The organism is Marinimicrobium alkaliphilum (assembly GCF_003259155.1).
Taxonomy (GTDB): domain Bacteria; phylum Pseudomonadota; class Gammaproteobacteria; order Pseudomonadales; family Cellvibrionaceae; genus Marinimicrobium_A; species Marinimicrobium_A alkaliphilum.
In genome coordinates, this window is sequence record NZ_QGMQ01000003.1 from 372,049 (window position 1) to 394,874 (window position 22,826).

Consider the following 22,826-nt stretch of genomic DNA (forward strand, 5'->3'; position numbering starts at 1 on the left):
CCCAGACCGTCGGCACCCCAATAACAACTGACTTTTTGCTGAGGTTATCGGCTATGGAATTCCTGCAAGTGATGGTGCGCTTTTTTCAGAACGGCGGGCCCTTTATGTACCCCATCGCGCTGGTACTGGCCTTCGGCCTCGCCATCGCCCTGGAGCGCTGGCTGTACCTGAATCACGCCCGCAGCGCCAACAAAAAGGCCTTTCACGAGATTCTGCCGCTGCTGAAGAAGCGCGACTACGCCGGCCTGGTAAAATTCGGCCAGCAGTCCAGAGCACCCATCGCCCGCATCATCGGCGCCGGGGTGGCACGCATGAAGCAGAGTCAGCGCCGGGATGACATCGAGCTGGCCATGGAGGAGGGCGTTATGGAAGCCATGCCCCGGCTGGAAAAACGCACCCCCTATATCGCGACCCTGGCCAATATCGCCACGCTGCTCGGGCTGCTCGGCACCATTATCGGCTTGATCGCGGCCTTTACCGCAGTCGCCGAAGCCAACCCGGCGGACAAGGCAACGCTGCTGTCGCAAAGTATTTCCGTGGCCATGAACACCACCGCTTTCGGTCTCATCTCGGCCATCCCGCTGCTGTTGCTGCACACCATGTTGCAGAGTAAAACCACCGAGATTATCGACAGCCTGGAGATGGCCGGCGTCAAGTCGCTCAACCTGATGCCCATCACCCAGGCCGGCACCCCCACCCACAGCACCCCGGCCAACTGAGTCCATGCGTGCCCGAGTCCGCCGGCGCCCGATCAAGGACGCCGAGCTCAACATCACCGCGTTTCTGAACCTGATGATCATTCTGGTTCCGGTCCTGCTCGTGGGTATGGTGTTCTCCCAGATCACGGTGCTCGACCTGCAACTGCCCGAGTTGGGAGAGAGCGACCCGAGCGCACTTGAAGACCTGGAAAATCAGACCCTGGAAGTGATCATTCGACCCGAACAACTGGTGGTCAACTTTCCCGCCGGGGTGACCGTCAGGCGTATTCCCGCGACCGACGGCGGGCACGACTTCGAGGAGCTGTCGCTGACCCTGCAGGCGGTGCAGCGGCGCCTGCTCAACGAAGGCGTGGACAAGGAAGACATACTGATCCTGTCCGAGCCGGACACCGATTATCAGACCATTGTCAGCGCCATGGACACGGCGCGCTCCTACCCGGCGGTGGTCGCCGCCTCCGTGGTGCCCGCCAAACTCTTCCCGGCGATCTCTCTGGGCGATGCCCCCGCACGTGTGGAGGATCAGCCATGAAGCAATCCCTGCGCGCCCGGCGCATGGCCCGCCACCATCGCCGCCACAAAAATACCCCGGGCCTGAACCTGGTGTCGCTGATGGACATCTTTACCATCCTGGTGTTTTTTCTGTTGGTGAACTCTTCCCACGTCCAGGTTTTACAAGCGGACAGCAGCCTCGACTTGCCCACATCCAACGCCGATCAGTTGCCGGATGAGCAACTGGTGGTGATGGTGACCACCGAGGATATTCTCGTGGCCGGGCGACGGGTCGCGCGCGTGGCCGAGATCGATCGCGAGGCAAACACCATTGCCGGGCTGGCGCAGGAGCTGGGTTTTCGACGGGAGCGCGAGCGCCCCCTGGACGAGGCCGGGCAGGCGCGGGGCTATCCGGTCACCATCATGGGCGATCAGGAGATTCCCTACCGACTGCTGAAAAAAATCATGACCACCTGTGCCGAGGCGGACTATCGGGACATCTCTCTGGCGGTTGCCCAGGCCGCCGACGGGGGCGAGCCCTGAGATGCCGGTTCAGCTGATGCCCGCCACAGAATTGCCCTGGGAATCGTCCGAGCAGGAGGATCAGCGCTTCCGACGTATCCTGCGCGTATTGCTGATCCTGCTGCTTCTGCTGGGCATCGCGCTACCCCTGATCAACCTGCCGGAACTGGACCGGGAACAGGCAGCGCAGCTGCCCGCGCAGCTCACCCGGGTGGTGCTCGAAACCCCCACACCGGTGCGCGTCGAGCCCGAGCCCGTGATCGAAACTCCGGTTCAGGAAACCCAGCCCGAACCCGAGCCCCGGGCAGAGCCCGAGCCAGCGCCCCGGACCGAAACCCGTCCCCAGACACCACCGGACGCCGAGGCGGTTGCCCGGGCACGCGAACGGGCCGCCCAGAGCGGACTCTTGCAGATGCGCGATGAGTTACAGGGTATGCGCGAAGCGTTTCAGGCACCAAGCGTGCGTGAACCGGCCCTGGCCCGCGACACCAGCGATGCGCCCGCCGCCAGCGCCGAGCGCTCGCGCCTGGGACGACAAACCGACGGACCTGCGGGAGTCGACGACCAGACCCTGAGCCGGGACACGGCAGGCACCAGCCTGTCCGCGCGGGAAACCACCCAGGTCGAAGCGCCGCCGGAAAGCGCAGCGGCCGAGCAAGCCCAAGCCCGCGCCGCCGAGCCGGGCAGCCGTTCCAGTGAGGAAATCCGCCGCACCATCGACCAGCACATGGGCGGTATCTTTGCCATCTACAACCGCGCCCTGCGCCAGAACCCCGCCCTGCAAGGGCAGGTGGTGGTGCGCCTGGTGATTGAGCCGGAGGGCGACATCTCCGACCTGAGCATCATCTCCAGCGAACTCAACGACCCGGACCTGGAGGGCCGCCTGCTCACCCGTATTCGGATGATCACTTTTGAGCCTCGCCAGGTGGCCCAGGCGACCGTCAATTACACCTTTGATTTTTTGCCGCAGTAACCTCGACGCCGTAAACCCGGGCTACAGGTATATCCTCGGCCCGTGACGGCTGAGAAAGGTATCCACCAGTGCGTTATCCTCGTCTGAGAGCAAACGGCGAATAACGAAGGGGTTGTCCGCTTCATCGAGGATGCCGAGCTCGTCGAAGCAGCGTTCGACGAGATCGGTTTCGGCTTTGTTGAGGACACTTTTCCCCGTCGCCTTTTCGTTTTCTGGCGTGTACTCCAACTGCAGATGGTTCTTCACCGCCTCGAAAGCACCTGGCTGCTCAATATTGAAAACCAGAAAATTATCAGACGCCAGAAAGACCCGCATAAAGCGAACAAAGTAGCGGTTGCGCCGAACAATTTCGCTTTTTACGTAGCGCCGTGAGAAAGTCGGCCGACGTTTTCCGCGCTGCTCACTGACATTCACGTAGCGCTTGAGGCGGCTATAAATATAGTGAGCGGCCGGGCGCGTATTCATCAGAAACTGCGCGTTCGGATAGTCTTTCTTCAGCGCTGCTATTGGCTGATAGTTGCCCCGATCTGAAAAACAATCGTATTTATGGGTAAACCAGCGGCCCGAATGATGTTTGCTCTTGAGGCCGTTTACTTCGAACGTTTTGTGCAGGGTTTTCGTGGCGGTTCTGGGGTGACCGATAACGAATATTTTTCGCTTGTCTGGGGAGTCCTTCCATTCCACTTTGCAGTGAAGCCAATTCCGGCATCGAACCGTGTAGTACTCTACGTCATATATATCGAACACACCGCCTCCGGGCATCTAACACCACTGACATACCTTGTTCCGGCCCTCGGCTTTGGCATTGTACAGAGCCATATCGGATTTTTTCAGGAGCTCGGCGATACCCTCGCCGGGGGCGCGGGTAGCAACGCCCACACTCAAAGTGACCTGAAAGCTGATCTCGCCGTACAGGATACTGGTTTCGGCGACGGCCTCGCACAGGCGCTGGGCCAGGGCTGTGGCGTCGGCAGCGTCAGTATTGACGCAGGCGATGGCAAACTCCTCACCCCCCATGCGCGCGGCGATATCACCACTGCGCACAAAGCGCTTGAGTACGTCGCCGATCTGCTGCAGGGCGTCGTCCCCGGCGGCGTGGCCGTAGCTGTCATTGATCTGTTTGAACAGATCAATATCAATGGCCACCAGGCTCAGCGGTGAATCGTAGCGCTCGGCCTGGGCAATGCAGCGGGTCAGGGTCTCAAGAAAATGGCGACGGTTGGGAAGACCAGTAAGATAGTCGGTGCGCGCTTCTACTTCTGCAAACTCTTTAGCCCGCTGTAAGTCGATGGTACGCGCCTGCACTTCGACCTTTAATCGCATACTGTGCAGCACCAACAGGGCGCCCGCGACCAGCAGCACCGCGATCGCCAGGGGCCAGCGGTAATCCCGCATCCAGTCCCACAGGTCATACTCGGTCAGCGACGCATAGATAAAGCTGTCCAGATTGGTGTCACCCATCAGCAGCTCCTGGTCGCGAAACACCCGCTCAATGTGTTCCCAGCGATCGCGGTGCATGTAGCCGATCGGCACCACCTGCGGCATGATCAACCTGATCAGCTCTTCGGCTTCAAATTCCAGGTGGGCACGGGTTTTATCCTGGGTATTGTAGTCCCGCAGGATAAGATCAATGACCTCGTCGGGACGGGCGACGGCATAGGCCCAGCCCCGTCGGGTAGCCTCCCAGAAGGCCTCAACCACCTCGGGATGCGTCTCGATCAGGGCTTCTGTGGTCAGCAGAATATCGCCGTAGAAATCAACGCCGTAGTCACCCGGGCTGAACATCAGAATGTCGATGCCGAGCGCGTCCAGAAGGTAGGGTTCATTGGTGGTGTAGCCATTGTGGGCCGCGATCCGACCCTCGATAAACGGGTCCAACGAAGCCTCGCTGGGCACCACCACCAAGTCAGTGATCTCAACCCCCGCATTGCGGAGCATCGCGATCAACTCGGCATTCATATAGCCGCCCCCGAGCATCACTTTCTGTCCGCGCAGATCTCCCAGCCCACTGATACTGCCATCATCCCGGGTAATCAGTACCGAGGGCGAGCGCTGGGAAATGGCCCCCAAAGCCACCAACGGAACCCCCGTTGAACGGTAGATCACCGCGCCGGTATCGGCAATCGCAAAATGCGCTCGCCCCATCATCAGCCTTTCAATGGCCGTGTGGTGCGCCGTTGGCTCGCGCAGACTCACATTCAACCCGGCTTCGCGGTAGTAGCCCTGTTCGAGCGCGGCATAGTAGCCCGCAAACTGGAACTGATGGTGCCATTTGAGCTGCACCTGCACATCAAACCCGTCCTTGCCGCCGCTCGCGTGGGTGAGGCCGCTCGTTACGGCGGCAAGAACCAGCCCCAGAGCCCAAAACACTCTGACGAAGGTCCAGCCTTGACGTGTGCCTCTAGCCATACGGATTCCGAAAAATGTGATCCAGTTCACAGTCTATTAACTATAGCCTCAATGACGTGCAAAGCAACATGCTCCGTTTCTGTGTGGCACATCGTGCCATCTGGCCTATAGTGACTAACTGAAACCTGTCTACCGGAAAAGCCGAGAGGATGTCATGAGTAAACCGATTATCGCCGATAATAAGCCCATTGCCGTGGAGTTGGAGAAAGGTAAAGATTATGCCTTCTGCATGTGTGGCCGCTCCAGCGATCAGCCGTTTTGCGATGGCTCCCACTCGGGCACCGACTTCAAACCCAAGAGCTTCAAGGCCAAAAAATCCGAGAAAGCCTACCTCTGCCGCTGCAAACACACCGGCGACGCCCCCTTCTGCGACGGCACCCACAAGCAATTTGACGACGATCAGGTCGGCAAGGAAGGCCCCGGCAAACAAGACGATGAGAACAAAGCGCCCAGCGCCAAGGCCACCCGAGAAGAACCGACCGTGGAGTTAATCCACCAATTGGCGCGCGAGGGCCTGTCACAGATGGGCGAGCACGGCCCCTCGGCGGCCATGGGCGTGCCCCGGCACAAACTGCCCCACTGGGACGATATTCAGTTAATGGCTGCCCAGTTGGCCACTCAGCCGCTCATGGAGGATGTGGAGGTAGCCACCGAGTTGGTGGTGGGCCCCGAGGCGAAAAAACCTCTGCACCTGAAGATCCCCTTACTGGTCTCCGATATGAGCTTTGGCGCCCTGTCCGAAGAGGCCAAAGTTGCCCTGGCACGCGGCGCCGAGCAGGCCGGGACCGGCATCTGCTCCGGGGAGGGCGGCATGCTGCCGGAAGAGCAGGAAGCCAATTCGCGTTATTTCTACGAGCTGGCCAGCGCTCAGTTTGGTTATAAGGAAGAACTGCTGAAGAAGGTCCAGGCCTTCCACTTCAAGGGCGGGCAGGGGGCCAAGACCGGTATCGGCGGCCACCTCCCCGGCGCCAAGGTCACCGACAAGATTGCCAGAGTGCGCGACCTTGAGGCGGGGCAGGACGCCGTTTCTCCGCCCACGTTCAAAGATCTGCACAGCGTCGCCGACTTCCGGCGTTTTGCCGACCGGGTGCGGGAGATTACCGGCGGTATCCCCGTGGGCTTCAAGCTCAGCGCCAACCATATCGAGCGCGATATTCAGTTCGCCCTGGACGCGAGCGCCGACTACATCATTCTGGACGGACGCGGCGGCGGCACCGGCTCAGCGCCCACCCTGTTCCGCGACCATATCAGCGTGCCCACCATCCCGGCGCTGGCCCGGGCGCGGCGCTACCTGGACAACCAGGGCGCCAGCGGTCGCGTGACCCTGATCATTACCGGTGGGTTGAGACTGCCAATCGACTTCGTCAAGGCGCTGGCCCTGGGCGCGGACGGCGTCGCCATTGCCAACAGCGCCATGCAGAGCATCGGCTGCGTGGCGGCACGAATCTGCAACACCAATAACTGCCCCGCAGGCATTGCGACCCAGAACAAAGATCTGCGCCAACGTCTGGATGTAGACAAGGGTGCCAAGCAGCTGGCGAGTTTCTTTGAGGCCTCGACCCAACTGATGCAGATGATGGCCCGGGCCTGCGGCCACGACAGCCTGCACAAATTCAACACGGAAGATCTGGCGACCTTCAATCGGGATATGGCGCTGCTGTCAGGGGTGAACTACGGGGGGATGATGGGCGTGAAAGGGTAGCGCCTCGCGCTACCCGCTGTCAGTTACCAGCTGCCATCGTCATTGCCAATACCGTCGACCGGTCCGACAAAGGTATCAATACCTTCTTCAGCTATGGCCGCTTTGGCCTCAGCCAGGGCGGCGGCTTCGGTTTCAAATACATCGTCCCAGCAGGTAGAGTTCTCATGCTCGTCCTCGATCTCGAGCAACCACTTGCCTTCGCCATCGCTGTAAATGAGGATTTCCACAGACTTGCCGTCGGCGGTCAGGGTTTGACACAGGGTGGACATCTCGGGTTCGTAATCGTCGCTCATGGTGGGAATCTCTTGATAGAAAAGGGGGGGGTCGTTACGCAATGGGGCTAGAGTGAGGGACTGGGGTGCGCGAGTCAATCGTTATCTCGAATCGCGAACGCTTACCCGCCAAACAGCGTAAAGCTCAAACCCAGATACACGCCATAGCCGACCAGCAACAAGGCTCCCTCCAGTCTGCTGAGGCGGCTTCCGGTGTACAGGAACAGCAACAGTACCAAAGAGATCCCGAACATGACCCATTGGTCAAATTGCAGGATTCGCGCGTGCACGGGCAGGGGCTGAAGCAGCGCCGAAATGCCGAGAATGCCCAAGAGGTTGAAGATGTTGCTGCCCAGAATGTTGCCAATGGCCACGTCCGCGTGGCGCCGAAAGGCGGCGATGACCGAGATCGACAGCTCCGGCAGCGAGGTACCCACCGCCACCAGGGTAAGACCAATGACTGCCTCGGATACCCCGAAAGTCTCCGCAATGCCTACCGCACCCTTCAACAACACCTGGGAACCGAGCACCAGAAGCCCCAGACCCAAGACCACGGCCATGACGATCCAGAGCGTTGTTTTTGGCAGGGCAGTGACCTCCTGACCCTCTGCACGGTGCAGTTCCGCCGAAGGCGCCGCACCCGAGCGCTCGGTCCGGTAGGCCCAGAACAGATACGCCATCAGTCCCAGCAGGAGTATGGCCGCGTCAAACCGGGCCAGAGCGTTGCCCCCGACCAAAACCAGGAACAAAAGACTCGCCGCCACCACGGTGACCGCATCGCGCCGCAACACCAGAGGTCTGACGGCCAAGGGCGTTATCACCGCACACAGCCCCAGAATCAACAGAATATTGCTGATATTACTCCCGACGACATTGCCCACGGCGATATCAGGCCGGGCACTCAAGGCGGCGTCGATCGACACCACCAGCTCAGGCGCGGATGTACCGAACCCCACAATCAGCAAACCACTGAGCAACGGAGAAATACCCAACCGGTGCGCCGCCGCCAGCGACCCCCGAATCAACGCCTCGCCACCGCTGGTCAACAGCAATATACCGAGAGCGACAAGTAGAGCGTTCAACATGGTTTCGCTTTTCCTGGTTCAATGCCAATCACGGCAAGCGTTAGCGCTGCTGTGACAGTTGTTCGAGCAATCGCCGGTTCGAGGGCAGCGCCTGGAGAAAACGGGGCAGCTGCCTCAGGTTCTCCTCGAAGAGCTTTCGGGCCGAGGCGAAATCACGCCCGCCCCGAGCGCCCTTGCGCACTTCCGGCTCAAACCCCATCCCGTAGAGAACATACCAGTAGCTGGCCGCCGGGAATACCTCATCGACGTGAAAAAGGTCGTTGCGATTGGGCGCCCGCTGCTGCCACAGGGCCAACAGCTCCTGCAGACTGTCGGGAATAGAGTCGATTTCCCGATTGGCCTGCCAGTAGGGGCTCTGGCGCCGGCTCAAGACATAGTGCAATTTGAGGAAGTCGATGATGCGCTGCCAGCGGTAATTGAAGCGTTCGTTAAAGCGCCTGGCGACAGCGCCCATGGTGTCGGTGGTCATGGGCAGCTCATCGCTGATCATCTTTGCCGACAGCTCCACCAGTGCCAGGGCCGAAGCTTCCAGGGGCTCCAGAAACCCGGAAGCCATACCCACGGCGACGCAGTTGTGGCGCCAGAAAGATTCCCGGTATCCCGGCTCGAAACTGATGGCCCGGGGGGTCAGCTCAGCCGCCGCCTGCGCCCCCACCGATGCGGACAGGTAGTCCGCGAGACAGGCTCTCGCCTGCTCTTCCTGAAGGTATTCGCTGCAATACACATAACCCACACCGCGCCGGCTCGGCAAACCGATATCCCAGATCCAGCCCACATCCTGCGCGGTGGATAGGGTCGCCGAGGCAATGTCCGCCGACCCGGAGGGGTAGGGAACCTGCACCGCCAGGGCGCGATTATTGAACAGCACCTGTGACTGGGAACGGAAGGGCACCCCGTAGTGACCAGAGATCAACAACGCCTTTGCACCCGAGCAGTCGATAAACAGGTCGCCCGCGATCAGGCCGTGCTCCCGGGTCTGTAACCCCTCGATAGGGGCATCGTGCTCACCGACCACCGCGCTGACGTGATCACAAATATACCGCACGCCCAGGCGCTCCTGGCAGTGGCGCTTCAAGCGTTCACCAAACAGACCTGCGTTGAGGTGGTAGCCATAGTTCAGCACCCCGTCGTAGTCGGGGGTACTGATCTGCTTCGGTGCCAGACCATGCTCGCACACCTGCGGCTGGAGTCCGACGACGTCGGCAAAAGGCTTGTCGGTGGGCAGGGCCTGCCAGATATCGGGAACCGAGAACTGGAAGTAACCCTCGGGCAACATAAATGGATGGTAGTACTGATCCTCAGCGGTACCGTCCACCCAGCCGATAAATTTGGAACCCTGTTTGAACGACGCCTCGCAGGAGGCGACAAAGTCACTTTCCGGCAAGCCAATCCGCTTCAGGGTCTCGCGCATGGTCGGCCAGGTCCCCTCGCCGACCCCGATAGGGCCCACATCCGGGGATTCAATCAGGGTAACCTCGACCGCATCCTCATAGCCCTTGGGGTGGTCAGCGGCGATCAATCCGGCCGTGATCCAGCCTGCGGTGCCGCCGCCCAGGATCACGATGCGTTTAACGGGTTTGGTCATAAACGATACTCTTGGCCTACTCAGCGAAAGGTCACGAAAACATTCGCCGTCAGACGCCCCCATGAAGCGTCGGCGCTAATGTCGCGCTCAGGGTCAATCAAGCCTGAATGCAAAAGGTTGCCCGGATAGATTACCAGCCGGTTGGGACGGTGTGCCACCGCCGCGATCATTTCGTAATGTTCATCACTGCCGGTCGTATAGCGCGCAGGAGGCAAGCCATTTCGCGCCATGTAGGCTTCGGCCGACGCGATATACTCGCCGCTCCGCGCACTGGAGATGCGCTCGAACCCGGTCGGCCGGTGGCGGAAAAATCCGGTCCCGCCGAAGGGACCCTCGGTCATATAGAACAGCAGTGCGAAGAAAAAGCGGTCATTGCTGTCGTAGTGCGGCACCCGCTGCAGAACCGACAGGTCCTCCGGGCGCCGGGTCACCTGAGAGAAAAAACTGTCCACCACGTCGACCTTCCGGGTCGCCGGGATCCGGTATTGGCGATACAACAAAGTGGTGCACAGAGGGCTGATCGCCTGGTAGAAATCCAGGGGTAGCGGCGATTTCACCCCCGGGTAGGCGCTGGCCGAATCGCGCTCGAAGCCGCCGCCATTGATAGCGTCCGTTACCAGACCCGGGGGATCCCGGAGTAGATTGTCGACCGTCACCACAGGGGTCTGATCCCGCCCAATGCGCTCAATCGCAATCTCGGGTGCCGAGGACAGACTCACATCGCGCATGGCCGGCCGCTCACTGACGGCCAACAGAGTCAGCCTCAACGGCAGGGCAACGGGAATCCGGTGCGACCTTGGCCGTGGGTGACTTGCAGTAATAATTGATAAAGTCGGCGTGCTGGGGTAATGCGGCCAGCTCCTTGTTGACTCCCTCCTTGATTGACGACAGAAACTTTTTCAGCTCTGTATCATTCATCATGCCGGTGACGGCGTGAGGCCGCTCCGGCATCAAGCCCTGGCCAATCATCACCTGAATCCACGACTCCTCGCCAAACAGCTCAAATTCCTGCTTGAATATTCGGCCGGTCTCCCGGAACAACTCGATCCGTTGCGCCAGCGAATCGGGTACCGACATGGAGCGGCAATATTGCCAGAAATCCGTATCGCACCTGTCGGTGACTTTGTAGTGAAGAATAATAAAATCACGAATGTATTCGATCTCCGTGGACAGAAGTCGATTGTATTCATCAATATCAATCTGGCGAATACTGTCCATCGGAAAAAACTTGACCAGGTAATGCACGGCCCGCTGAATCAAGTGAATACTGGTGGACTCCAGAGGCTCCAGGAACCCACTGGACAAACCAACGGCAACACAGTTTTTGTTCCAGTGCTGGGTGCGGGTACCGGTGGTAAAACGGATCGGCTTCGGCTCGGTAAGGGTTGCACCTTCAAGATTTCCCAACAGCAGCTCCCGGGCATCCTGATCAGCCATAAATCCACTGCTATAGACCAGACCATTACCGACCCGGTGCTGCAGGGGAATCCGCCACTGCCAGCCACTGCCGTGAGCGATGGAGCGGGTATAGGGAATGGGTGGTCCGACTGACTCGGTCTGCACCGCCAGCGCCCGGTCGCACGGTAACCAGTGACGCCAATCCTTGTAGCCGGTCTGCAACGCTTCACCAATCAGCAGCGCTTTGAAGCCGGTACAATCGAGAAACAGATCACCCTCAATGACCTCACCCCGGGCCAAGTGCAAGGATTCGATAAAGCCGTCGCTTTCACGCAGCTTCACCGACGTGATTTCCCCCTCGTGACGTTTGACACCCCAGGACTCACACAGCTTGCGCAGAAAACCTGCATAGAGGCCCGCATCAAAGTGGTAGGCATAGTTGAGCCCACTTCTGGGCAGTACCGCAAATTTGTTCTGCCTGGCGGCCAGGTGCTCGGTGCAGTAGTCACCGTATTCAGTGACCAGACCACGCTGTTTTCCCGCGAGCCAGTAGTTGAAGAACTTGCACACCCAGCTGTCTCTGCCCGCAAACCCGAATGAGTGGATATAGTCTTTATCCACATCGTGCCAATTTTCAAAGGCGATGCCGAGTTTAAAGGTGGCGTTGGTTGCAGCCATAAAGGCTTTTTCATCAATCCCGAGAATATCGTGCATGCTTCGCAGGGGTGGAATAGTGGCTTCGCCCACGCCCACCGTCGGAATAGCATCGGATTCAATAAGCGTGATATCCAGTGTCTTTCCCAACACCCGTGACAACAGAGCGGCGGCAATCCAGCCTGCCGTGCCGCCCCCCGCGATAACAACTTTTTTTATGTTCTGCTCGTTCAATGTCATCTCCACGCCAAATGGCTACCCGACAGGGCGGGCTGGTCAGTGTGTAAAACGTAAAAAGATATTGGCCGTCAGGCGCCCGGCTACCGGATCACCACTGATGTCGGAGTCTCGATCGATCAGGGTCGAATGCAGGAGATTACCGGGATAGATCACCAGACGGTTGGGCTTGTAATCAACCTTGTGATAGAGCCGATACTGATCATCACTTTCGGTAAGGTATCGTTGCGGCGGCGTTCCGTGCCGATCAAAATGCGCTCTGACGCTGTCAAAGTAGCGCTGTTCAGTTTCCCCGGTCACCGCATACAGGCCCGTAGGCCGATGCTGGAAAAAACCGGTTCCACCATGCTCCCCCTCAGAGAGGTAATGTAGCGCGGCAAAGAAGTGCGGGTCGGGCGTATCAAAATGCGGCACTGTCTGCATCAGGCTGAGCTCATCCTCCCGGCGCGTAATGAGCGAGAACACCGCCTGCTGAGGCTGCAATTTTTTCTGCGTCGGAATGGCGTAGAGCTGATACAGACCCATGATGGCCGGCCGCAATACTTGTACAACATAGTCTGCCGGCAGCGGCGCCCTGACACCGGGGTACATGAAGCTGGCCTCGGGCTCAAACGCCGCGTCGAGGGCATGGGCGATCAATGCGCGCCCGTCATCCGTGGTGACATCATCAATCGTGATCAACGGCACCTTGTCGGGCCCGATATACTCCACCTGAATGCGGGGTGTCGCGTTGATTGCAAAATCTGACGGCAGTGTCTGAGTGGATGACATCATCTTGGCAACCTAGGACGCTACCGCTTTCATGGGCTTATCATCGGCCCGGCAGTAGTTTGCGATAAAATCCATGTGCGGCGGCCACTGAGCCACCGACGACGTAATACCCGCCTTGATGCTGTCGAGAAACTGCTTGAGTTCAGTGTCGCTCATAAAGTCAACAATGGGATGATATTGCTCGGGCAGAAGCCCTTGCCCGACCAGAACCTGGAGCCAGGATGCGGTATTGAAGAGCTCTTCGTCACGTTTAAAAAATTGCCCGTTGTTGTTGAACAGCGACAACCTATGGCGCAAAGAATCCGGAATCGTCATGGTACGACAATGCCGCCAGAACGGCGTGTCCCTGCGCTCGGTAACATGGTAGTGCGCGACGATAAAATCGCGGATATTTTCCATTTCCACACGGGTCTGACGATTGAATTCGTCAACATTGGCCTGCACGATGCGCTCGGACGGGAACATCTGCAAGAGCTTGATGATGCCGCGCTGAATCAGATGAATACTGGTGGATTCCAGGGGCTCGATAAAACCGCTGGACAGGCCGAGTGCAATACAGTTTTTATTCCAGTGCTGCCGGCGGGTACCGGTCACAAAGCGGATGATGCGCGGCTCGGTGAGAGGGTCGCCCAGCACATTCTGGCTCAAGGTCGAAATGGCTTCGTCATCGGACAGGTAGCGACTGCAATACACCAATCCATTGCCGGTTCGGGTCTGCAGGGGAATGCGCCATTGCCAGCCACTCCCGTGCGCGATGGAGCGCGTGTAGGGCACATGCTCTTCAGGTCTGGAGGTGGTCTGCATCGCCACCGCCCGGTCCATCGGCAGCCAGTGTGACCAGTCGTCATAGCCGGTATGCAGTGCCTGCTCGATCAGCACGCCCCGGAATCCGGTGCAATCGATAAACAGGTCACCCTCAATGGTCCGGCCGTTTTCCAGCGCCAGTGAGGTGATAAAACCCGTCTCCTCGTGCAGATTGACACGGTTTATTTTGCCCTCGACCCGCTCGACCTTGAAGGTCTCGGCGATCTTGCGCAGGTAGGCTGCGTAGCGGGTCGCATCCAGGTGGTAGGCGTGATTCAGCTCCTGGTTCTGGGCAACAGCGAAACGGCCTTCACGGCAAGCCAGGTGTTCCTTGCAGTAATCGCCGATGTCCGAGCTGTAACCTTTGCGCAAGCCCTTGACCCAGAAGTGATGAAACTGGGCGGCCCAGCAATCCTTACCCAGGAAGCCGAAGGAGTGAATGTAGTCTTTTCCCGGATCGCGCCAGTTTTCAAAGGCGATGCCAAGCTTGAAGGTGGCGTTGGTGGCCGCCATAAACTCGGCCTCGTTGATGCCCATCAGGCGGTGAAAAATATGCAGGGTGGGAATCGTAGCCTCGCCCACACCGACCGTGCCGATTTCATCTGACTCGACCAGTGTCACCTTCAGATTTTTGCCCACCAGCTTGGCAATGGCAGCGGCGGCCATCCAACCGGCGGTACCGCCGCCCGCGATGACAACCCGGGATACTTTCTGTGGAGATTCCACGTGTACACCTCAACTTATATTTTTAATCGATTCAGCAACTCCGCGCGCAGCTTGCGCGCACTCAGCTCATCCATGGGCATTTTCAACATACCCTGTACTTCTTCGGGAATGTTTTTGATATCGTCAGGATCAGGGTTAAACACAAAGTGATCGAACAGGGCGCGCCACGCCTGGCGCTGCTCGTAGGACAATCCTCTGAGGCTGAGAATACCCAACAGCAAGGCATTGGTCGGCCGTCCCATAAAGCCGGGCGAGCTGCGCCACCAATGGGTATAGAGAACATTCAGGGCATCGAGGCCATCGACATGGTGCCACCACATGCCCGGCAGGAAGAGTGCGTCGCCCGGCTCCAGCTCCGCGACCTGTGCGTGTGCCAAGGCGTCCTTAAACTTGGGGAAGGCTTCAAAGTCGGGCTGGTGCAAATCCACCATGCTGATTTCCTGTCCGCCGGGCGCAAACTCCATCGGACCGGGATACAGGTTACTCACCTGATCGGGCGGGAAGAGCGTAAACCGTCGCCGGCCCACCACCGAACAAGCGATGTTGTCGGGAAAGTCGTAATGGGCGGCAATGCGGGTCCGATTGCCCGCCCACAGCAACTTGATCGGCCTCAAGTGATCCAGCCCCGCGGGCTGCTCATCGGCAAACCGGGGAAACCAGCTGAACACATCGGTAGAGGGCATATAGAGCGCCCTCGGGTCATCCGCACCCGACTCGTCCAGGATCTCCTGCATGAAGGCAGCAAAGTCGCCGTTGGTGGCTTCAAAATTAAAACCCGTCATGTGCGAGTCATAATAGATTCTGCCTTTGGTGTCCGGCGCCCCCCGGCAAGTGGTGACCGGTCGCCCATTCCACACCGTCTGCAAGTAGGCAATGGCGGCGTCCGGACCCTCCTTGCCCGCCTTGACGATCGGCCACTCGCTGCCGAAGCCCCGCAGCACCAGGGGCTCGGTGGATTTTAGCACTCGCTCATCCAGAGTCTCAGGGGTTACCCCCTGCAACTCCTTCACACGCGTATCAACCAATGGGGCCGATTGCATAATGCCGAGCCTCCCGTAAAAAAATCAGGCGCTGACAGCTTGTGCCATCAAACGCTTGTTCTTTTCTGTCACCAAGTAGTTGATGTGGCTTTGAGATGCCAGCTGCATATAGATGGGCTCGAGCAGGTGACGCTTGTGCAGATCTGCCACCGCGTCGGCGTCCAGGGCTCTGAGCCTGTCTTCGTTGATGGTATGAAAGCCCACCAACTGATTCCTGGTGTCATCGACCAATGTCACTTCCAGGGTGAAGGGCTCCAGCAACTCGTACTCAATCAGCGCCTGGACAAAGTCCTCCATAGCATCAAGGCCCTCATGGATGGTCTCGAGGATAGTCGCCACCCGATCGAGGTAGGGGGTGTTGCCGCCGTATTCACCGAACAACAGCTCTCCTTCTGTTTGGCTCACGCGCGGGTCATCCATATCCACATGGATAACTCGCTGCATGGTCTGAGTGCCTTCCTGCACCACGCGCTGCCGACCGATCAAAAAAGGCTTGCGCAGAATCGTCATGGGAATATAGGGCGCATCCCACACATTATCCTTGAGAAAAAGATTCTCCCCCTGCTCAAAGCCAAACAGGGTGACCGCAATAAACTGCCCGGAATCGGGCGATTGCTGAAAAAAAATTGGGTAGCACATTTGTGCTGTACGAAACTCTGTGGGAAACGTCAGTGCGTACCAAACGTCGTCGCCATACTGTTTTCCGCGCTCGGTAATTACCCGGAGATCTTTGTGCTCAACACTGTTGAGCAGTACATGATTGGTCATCGTTTCTCCTGCTGCCAGCTGCAGTCTGGCTTACCACGTAAGATTATTAGAATCAGCCCTCATCATACAAAAAAAGCCACCGGTTTCCCAGTGGCTTTTTGGGTTACACAGGCAGGGATAGCGCTTAGAAATTAAAGCGCGTACCCACAGCCCAGCGTGCGCCCCGCTCAACGTAGTTGTGAGTCATCCGGGGATCACGACCGTATTGACGGTTTGGCTCATCCAACACGTTGATACCCTCGAAGAACACCTGCCAGTTATCGTTGAGCTGATAAGAGGCATTGATATCCACTTGGGCAAACTTGTCGGTATAGACCGGGTTTGGCCCTTCGCGGAAACGGCTATCCAGGAAGGAGTCACGCCAGTTGTACGCGATACGGACATTGAGACCGTCCCGGTCGTAGAAACCGATCAGGTTCATGGTATCGCTGACCCCTGTAAGCGCTTCCTGATCGTCAACGTTACAAACTTCCATGTCGTTGTCATCCGTACCGTCACGACAGAAGGCGTTATCATAGTTGAAGCCGGCGTTGGCAATGGTGTAGTTGAATACAGCACCAAAACCGGTATCGCCAAACATATGCTGGACGTTGAACTCCAGACCTTCAACACTCTGGTCCTGCCCGCTGTTGTTCGGGCGCGAGATATTGAAACGCATCAGTTCATTGTCGGGCCCACCGGTGATTGAGCGAGCATCAGCATCCACATTTGGATTATCCGCGTGGTTGTCAAAGATGTAGCCACGGATAGCGGCACCCTGACCACCGACAGCCTCACGCGCCTCTTGGGCAATGCCGCCCTGGGCCGGGTTACGAATACCAAACAACCCGATCTCCGGCTCAGTCACAACCGAGATGAAGTTGGTCACATCTTTCTTGAAATAATTCAACGAGACGTAACTGGAATCGGCATAGTGCCACTCAATACCAAAATCCAGGTTTTTGGATTCGAACGGCAGCAGGCCCGGATTACCGGCCGAGCCGCTACCGCCGCCCTGGTTGGCACCACTGCCCACGCTTACGCCACCCATGATGTCGTTAAAACTGCCCCGGGCAATGGTTTTGCTGTAGCCCGCGCGCGCAATAACGTTTTCGGTCAGGTCATAAGAGACATTGAGATTGGGCAGGAAGTGATTGTAACTGCCGGTCTCAGTGAGGCTATCAATACCCGAACTTTGCAGCGTGATTTCAGTGTCGGCTGACCAGACAGCGCCATCATAAGCCGTCAGGCGGGAGGTTGAAGTGACATCAGTCTGCTCCCAGCGCAAACCCAACTGGGCACGGAAGCCGTTGTCATCCGAGTAGTTGTACTGCGCGTAGAGCGAGGTGGTTTCTTCGTTGGTTCGACGGTTCTCCGCACTGCGAGCTTCGGTGTCCAGACCAGATACATTCTCGCCACCGGTGTCATAGTCAGTCGGTGCCGTCAGGTTCTCTTCCGGCACACCCAGGTTATCAATCGCGTCCTGACGACCTGCCACCATATCCCACATGAAGAAGCGATCGAGGCGATCCTGCGAAAGGTTGGTACCGTCAGCCAAAACGCCGCCATTGTTCAGGCGTGACGCCTCACTGAAGTCACCCATACCGCTGAACTGATCCAGAATACTGGCCGGGGTAAAGAACGCATCGGGGTCACCGAAGTAGCCCACGCCACCCCAGTCGTTGCGCGACACTTCGGCATAGCGACGGTGGTTGGTGGCATCCGTGAACTGCAGACCAAAATCGATATTGTGGTGTTCGTCAAATTCGAAGTTACCACCAATACGGCCCTGGGTGATTTCCTGCTTCTCGTTTTCGTTCTGGAAGTAAGAGCCGGTCAGCACCATATCGCTGGGCTGTACATTGTTACCGCCGCCTACGGCCAGCGTTGGCACATCGCCGGTGAAGTCACCCGCGGCCGAGGAGCGCACGAACGCCGCCGTCGACAAGCCGGTATTGGAGCCCAGCGGACTGTCTGGCGAACGCTTCGCGACAGAATGCGCCAGATCGAACTCCATCAATAGACGGTCCGATGCATGCCACTCGAAATTCAGGCCGTAAGCATCCGTCTCCCACTTGCTGGCAGCGTTGCCGGCCGCCATGGAAAAATCTTCCGGGCAGAAGAGGTTGTCGTTGCGCTCAACCGTGAAGCGGTAGGGGCTGTCACTACACAGCTCGCCAGCTTCATCACCGCCGAAATACTCCTCGGTGTAGATAACCGGCACGGCGACCGTACCGTCGTTGAACACGTTCTGCGACGGCGCAAAGGTAAACCAGGCCGATGCCTCGTTGAATTGGCGGGCGACCGTGCGCTCAAAGCGGTTGTAGTCAAAGGTCGCCGTCATATCGTTGGTGGGCGCCCATTGCAACACCAGATTACCGTTCAGACGCTCACGCTGCTCTTCATTGAAAACGTAGGTGACCGTTTGCGGCACCCCGTAATGGGTACGCGGATCATCGAGGTCGTTGGGATCAGGGCGATTGACCTGATTCTCCTTGGGAATGCCACCCCACACCGGCTGGGCATCACCTTCACCTGACCAGTCCTGATCCTGGCGCGCATCAAAAATACGCCAGTCCGTACCCACTTCCGCACGCCGGTTGCCATCCTCACGCTCTTGGTAGCTCAAAGCCACCGACACACCGAGGGTGTCATCGGCAAACGTATTGGAGAAAAGGGCAACAATTTCGGGAGTGACACCGCTGTCAACTGAAGACGAATCATAAATGCCTTTGACGCTGGTCACGAAATTCATACCCGGATTATCCAGCGGGCGAGTGGTACGCAGGTCAATCGTGGCACCCATGCCACCGCTGAAGAAGCGGGCATCGGAGGTCTTGTTCACGTGCACAGCCGACACCATCTCCGCCGCGATATTGGCGAAGTCAAAAGAACGGCCACCGGTGGTATTAGCGATCGAGCGGCCATTCAAAGTGACCAGATTGAAGTCCGGCCCCAGCCCGCGAACGGTTACCCGGCTGCCCTCACCACCTTGGCGGTCGATGGCCACACCGGTAATCCGCTGCAGCGACTCGGCCAGGTTGGTGTCCGGCATTTTACCGATATCCTCAGCGACAATCGCATCGACCACACCGCGGGATTCGCGGCGAATATCGGCCGAACGCTCGAGAGACGCTGCAATACCGGTAACAACCACTTCTTCCAGGATCCCGTCTTGGGCCAGAGCTGCATTACTGAAGCCTGACACCGCGCATGAAGCTACCGCCGAAGCGATCAGCTTTTTCTTGAAGTTGCGTGTGTTGTACATTAAGCCTTCTCCTTAATATTATGATTTGAAGCTTGTTCCACAGTTGGGAAGCTCATCCGCCGTCACCCGGGGGTGACTAAACGAACACTTATCGCACCCGAGGGCGCGAGTACTCACGGGGTGATCTGTGTCACCTTCCGATATCGCTCTGTGCAACCGCGTATGCCGTCAACACCCTGGACACTCCTGATTTTCAGACAAAACCACGGGAGCCAAAATGTTATGCGTGCGACCTATACGGGCTGGCCTCTTATAGTCCCATTAACTCTATGTTAGCGCCAACATATCCTGCCAAGTTGATACTGAACCACTGCGTGTCAAAACGATATTTTATGAATTCTGATTGTTAATCAAATAGTTATGAGCGGATAAAACGAATTGTTATGAACTTGCAGTGATCGGCGCGAACGCATTATTTTAATGTCCACTCGATACTAACCGAAACCGATTACACAGACAAATGGTACCTCATGTTACTTCCGCTAAAAACGATTTTATGAACGGAAAATGTTAATTAACATTCTCTGTTGATAGCGACGACTTCAGCGCTGATCATCATCAATAAAAGCTGAGCGATGGAAAGCGGCCGCAGCCGCCACTTCATTCACGCCGCACTCCACCACCTCATCGGCCTCACCACCGGCCAACACCTCCAGTACCGCATGCACCCCGCGCGAAAGCGATGTCAGGTTATAGCCGCCCTCCAGCACCAGGACCAGTCGTCCGTCGCAGTGGCGATCGGCAATATCCTGGAGCATGCGGGTAAGCACTTTGAAACCGTTATAGGTCAGGTTGAGTGCCATATCGTTGTGGTGCGGATCAAAGCCCGCCGAGACCAGGACGAGATCGGGCTGGAAATGCTCAGCCGCCGGCAGCAGAATGTCGCGGAAAGCCTTCTCAAAGGCGACGTCCCCCGCGGTTTCAGGCAAGGGTACGTTGATGGTATAACCCTCTCCCATTCCCGCACCCACTTCCTCCAGAAGACCTGACCCGGGATAGAAGGGTGCGGCGCAGTGGGTATCAAAGAAAAGTACATCGGGATCCGCCCAGAATATATCCTGGGTTCCGTTGCCGTGGTGAGCATCCCAGTCGACGATCAGGATGCGCTCACAGCCGAGTTTCGCCTGGGCATGGGCCGCCGCCACGGCAACATTATTCAGCAGGCAGAAACCTCTTGCTCGAACCGGTTCAGCATGATGACCGGGGGGCCGCACCAGAGCAAAAGCACTCTGGCACGCCTCAGTGAACACGCTCTCCACCGCCGCGATAGCGTTGCCGGCCGCAGCGGTGGCGGCCTTGATACTGTCCGGGGAAACGGCGGTGGTGTCCCTATCCAGCCAGGCACTTTGACCTTCGAGCGAGAAAATATGATCCAGGTAGGAGGTGGTGTGAACGCGGCTGAGCTGATCGTAGGTTGCGCTGGGGCCTGAGGTAAAATGAACGCCCGGCACAGGGCATTCTTCGAGATACTGCTTGATGGCCTTCAACCGCCCGGGGTGCTCGGGGTAGCTCCACTTGAAATCCAGGTTCTGCAGAACCATTCTGACGCGCTTTTCCACTCGACTGGGCATAAAAGGCAGATCCACTTTGGGATCGTGCCCCAACATCACGTCGTCAAAAAAGACATTTACCTTGCGATCGCCTATCACTCAACTCCCCTTTGGTCGCTCGAGACCACCTACTTACAGGCTTCGATATCACCAAAGCATCATCAATGATTTACGGCTTTAGTTCAACTTTCCCGGCCTGCCCCTTGGGGTGGCTCTTATAATCTTTGATTTGACGGTTATTCATGTCTCATAAAAACACATTCGGTTGGAGCCCGATCTCTTCGCTGTATACATCGCCTGATCCGCGGCTTCCAGTAACGTCACAGGATAATCTGCATCCCGGGGGTAAAAGGTTACCCCGATGCTGACCGAAATTTTGATCTGTTCAAACCCGATGTGAAAAGGCATCGCAATGGCGTCAATAATCGTCCGGCCCACCAGCTCAACATCCCGGTCATGCTCAACGCCGGAAAGAATCACGGTAAATTCGTCGCCGCCCAAACGAGCGACCGTATCTTCCTCTCGCACACAATCCTTTAGGCGCTTCGCCACGTCAGACAACAAGCGGTCCCCCGCCTCATGTCCGCGTGAATCGTTGACGTCCTTGAAGCCATCGAGGTCCATAAAGAGTACCGCAAGCGGCAACCTATTGCGTTTCGCGTGTTTGAGTTCCTGCTCCAGGCGATCCAAGAAAAGGCGGCGATTCGGAAGCCCCGTCAGATGGTCATGGTGAGCGTTGTACCAAATTTTCTCTTCGGCAAGTGCCCGTTCGGTCACGTCCCGGAAAATACAGACAATCGCTTCAGTGTTCTGATGATCGTCCAGCACGGGCGCAAGCAGATACTCGAACCGCTCACCTCGGCCGGACGCAAACGTGTGAACAAACTGGCCTCGGTAAGTGGCCTGCCCGGCAATCACCTTGTCGAGATTACGCTCGAAGTCCGACGCGAATGGAAATCCGAGATCAGCCGTGGATTGCCCGATGATTGACGCTGTATCGAGTGAGAAAAGATCAGCGGTGGCCTTGTTGGCATAAACAAATTGGCCATCAAGATCCAGCACATAGATCGGATCCGGCGATGCCACCAAAATAGCACCGAACAGACGGGTCTCCATCTCCTTGGCTGTAGAATAGTGGTCGAGCGATTCAGCGACAGCCTGATCAATGGCTTCGTGAAATCGTGTAAGGTCGTCAAGTTGTTGCCTGGAAGCCGTCGGATAAGTTTGCGTCCAGTGCGACACAACACTTGCGCGCAGAGCGCGGAATTCAGCGACGGTTTCCACAACGCTGAATCCGCTGGCCTGACGTTCACCGCCGTGCACTTCCGCCCAGGAATCATCCGCGCCCTCTGGCCCGAAGCCTTTCGATTTAGCCGCTTGCTCGGTGTCACTCTGGCGGGTTTCGAGATCGTTGGTAATGACCAGGAGCATGTCTTTGGCGTGATCGCGCAGCCCAACCTTATCCATATGCTCTGCATGGAAGATTGTTCGCGCGAACGCTTCCCAGTCCTGAAGAATCGGTTCCAGTTCTTGCCGGATAAAGTCTGCTAGTCGTATATCTGTCTTCATATGACGCCTTCTCACTGGTTATTTCTGACCTGGACGACTGCGCCGGCCGCGACTCGTCTCTCCCCTATTTTTTCCGTCGCGATAATCGCTGTTCCCAGTCTGAAGGCCGCCGAAGGTCACGTCTGTGCGTTGTCACACTGAGCGCGGGTAGCGGAAACGGGGCGCGTTGGTGTGTTTGCGCACAGACATCGGAGCGATCCGTTGGCCATTATTGAGGCCCCTCAGCTCGAATGAATCGGCACTATCAAGCGATAGAAGTCGAGGGTTCGCAAGGAGCAAAGCCATTAACGCATTCAGATTTTCGGC

The 22,826-nt window shown here is 57.7% G+C and carries 19 protein-coding genes; 5 read left to right on the plus strand and 14 right to left on the minus strand.

Annotated elements, in window-relative coordinates; all coding sequences use genetic code 11:
• The first annotated feature begins 53 nt into the window (after nt 1-53).
• The 4 genes from DKW72_RS07180 to DKW72_RS07195 are packed head-to-tail and all read left to right on the plus strand — an operon-like array spanning nt 54 to nt 2,703.
• A complete protein-coding gene (locus tag DKW72_RS07180; protein ID WP_111641650.1) occupies nt 54-719 on the plus strand; it encodes a MotA/TolQ/ExbB proton channel family protein in 666 nt (221 codons plus the stop codon).
• Between the two features lie 4 nt (nt 720-723).
• Entirely contained in the window at nt 724-1,248 is a 525-nt protein-coding gene (locus tag DKW72_RS07185; protein ID WP_111641651.1) for an ExbD/TolR family protein, read from the plus strand.
• Nucleotides 1,245-1,751: an ExbD/TolR family protein gene (locus tag DKW72_RS07190; RefSeq protein ID WP_198411252.1), complete on the plus strand. Its 507-nt coding sequence runs from the start codon at nt 1,245-1,247 to the stop codon at nt 1,749-1,751. The genes DKW72_RS07185 and DKW72_RS07190 overlap by 4 nt, the downstream gene beginning before the upstream one ends.
• Before the next feature lies 1 nt (nt 1,752).
• Nucleotides 1,753-2,703, plus strand: a complete 951-nt coding sequence (locus DKW72_RS07195) for an AgmX/PglI C-terminal domain-containing protein (RefSeq protein WP_111641652.1) — start codon at nt 1,753-1,755, stop codon at nt 2,701-2,703.
• Nucleotides 2,704-2,724: 21 nt separating this feature from the next.
• Here DKW72_RS07195 and DKW72_RS07200 read toward each other — a convergent pair whose 3' ends face one another.
• Together DKW72_RS07200 and DKW72_RS07205 are read right to left on the minus strand one after the other, a co-directional pair.
• Complete coding sequence (locus DKW72_RS07200; protein ID WP_198411253.1) at nt 2,725-3,450, minus strand: sulfotransferase family protein; 726 nt, start codon at nt 3,448-3,450, stop codon at nt 2,725-2,727.
• 15 nt (nt 3,451-3,465) lie between these two features.
• Complete coding sequence (locus DKW72_RS07205; protein ID WP_111641654.1) at nt 3,466-5,112, minus strand: GGDEF domain-containing protein; 1,647 nt, start codon at nt 5,110-5,112, stop codon at nt 3,466-3,468.
• A 154-nt stretch (nt 5,113-5,266) separates the two neighbouring features.
• Here DKW72_RS07205 and DKW72_RS07210 point away from each other — a divergent pair, with 154 nt between their 5' ends.
• The gene (locus DKW72_RS07210; RefSeq protein ID WP_111641655.1) at nt 5,267-6,814 is read left to right on the plus strand and encodes a glutamate synthase-related protein; all 1,548 of its coding nucleotides are present in this window, start codon (nt 5,267-5,269) and stop codon (nt 6,812-6,814) included.
• Between the two features lie 23 nt (nt 6,815-6,837).
• Here the strand turns inward: DKW72_RS07210 and DKW72_RS07215 are convergent, their stop codons facing one another.
• The 12 genes from DKW72_RS07215 to DKW72_RS07270 form a co-directional block, all read right to left on the minus strand.
• Entirely contained in the window at nt 6,838-7,107 is a 270-nt protein-coding gene (locus DKW72_RS07215; protein WP_111641656.1) for a hypothetical protein, read from the minus strand.
• 101 nt (nt 7,108-7,208) lie between these two features.
• Nucleotides 7,209-8,171 (minus strand): calcium/sodium antiporter, encoded by a 963-nt coding sequence (locus DKW72_RS07220; RefSeq protein ID WP_111641657.1) that lies wholly within the window; start codon nt 8,169-8,171, stop codon nt 7,209-7,211.
• Between the two features lie 40 nt (nt 8,172-8,211).
• On the minus strand, nt 8,212-9,756 hold the full coding sequence (locus DKW72_RS07225) for a tryptophan halogenase family protein (RefSeq protein WP_111641658.1): 1,545 nt from the start codon (nt 9,754-9,756) through the stop codon (nt 8,212-8,214).
• A gap of 20 nt (nt 9,757-9,776) precedes the next feature.
• Complete coding sequence (locus DKW72_RS07230) at nt 9,777-10,484, minus strand: DUF6445 family protein (RefSeq protein ID WP_157960424.1); 708 nt, start codon at nt 10,482-10,484, stop codon at nt 9,777-9,779.
• 10 nt (nt 10,485-10,494) lie between these two features.
• Nucleotides 10,495-12,042: a tryptophan halogenase family protein gene (locus DKW72_RS07235; protein ID WP_232522345.1), complete on the minus strand. Its 1,548-nt coding sequence runs from the start codon at nt 12,040-12,042 to the stop codon at nt 10,495-10,497.
• Between the two features lie 42 nt (nt 12,043-12,084).
• Nucleotides 12,085-12,819, minus strand: coding sequence for a DUF6445 family protein (locus DKW72_RS07240; protein ID WP_111641661.1), 735 nt, complete (start codon nt 12,817-12,819; stop codon nt 12,085-12,087).
• A 9-nt stretch (nt 12,820-12,828) separates the two neighbouring features.
• Nucleotides 12,829-14,346: a tryptophan halogenase family protein gene (locus DKW72_RS07245; protein ID WP_111641662.1), complete on the minus strand. Its 1,518-nt coding sequence runs from the start codon at nt 14,344-14,346 to the stop codon at nt 12,829-12,831.
• 14 nt (nt 14,347-14,360) lie between these two features.
• Nucleotides 14,361-15,386 (minus strand): cupin-like domain-containing protein, encoded by a 1,026-nt coding sequence (locus DKW72_RS07250; protein WP_111641663.1) that lies wholly within the window; start codon nt 15,384-15,386, stop codon nt 14,361-14,363.
• A gap of 24 nt (nt 15,387-15,410) precedes the next feature.
• A complete protein-coding gene (locus DKW72_RS07255) occupies nt 15,411-16,154 on the minus strand; it encodes a SapC family protein (RefSeq protein ID WP_111641664.1) in 744 nt (247 codons plus the stop codon).
• Nucleotides 16,155-16,278: 124 nt separating this feature from the next.
• Nucleotides 16,279-19,401 carry a TonB-dependent receptor gene (locus DKW72_RS07260; RefSeq protein ID WP_111641665.1) on the minus strand — a complete coding sequence of 1,041 codons (3,123 nt, stop codon included), beginning with the start codon at nt 19,399-19,401 and terminating at the stop codon, nt 16,279-16,281.
• Nucleotides 19,402-19,943: 542 nt separating this feature from the next.
• A complete protein-coding gene (locus DKW72_RS07265) occupies nt 19,944-21,050 on the minus strand; it encodes a histone deacetylase family protein (protein WP_198411254.1) in 1,107 nt (368 codons plus the stop codon).
• A 141-nt stretch (nt 21,051-21,191) separates the two neighbouring features.
• Nucleotides 21,192-22,520, minus strand: a complete 1,329-nt coding sequence (locus DKW72_RS07270) for a GGDEF domain-containing protein (RefSeq protein ID WP_198411255.1) — start codon at nt 22,518-22,520, stop codon at nt 21,192-21,194.
• Nucleotides 22,521-22,826 lie beyond the last annotated feature (306 nt).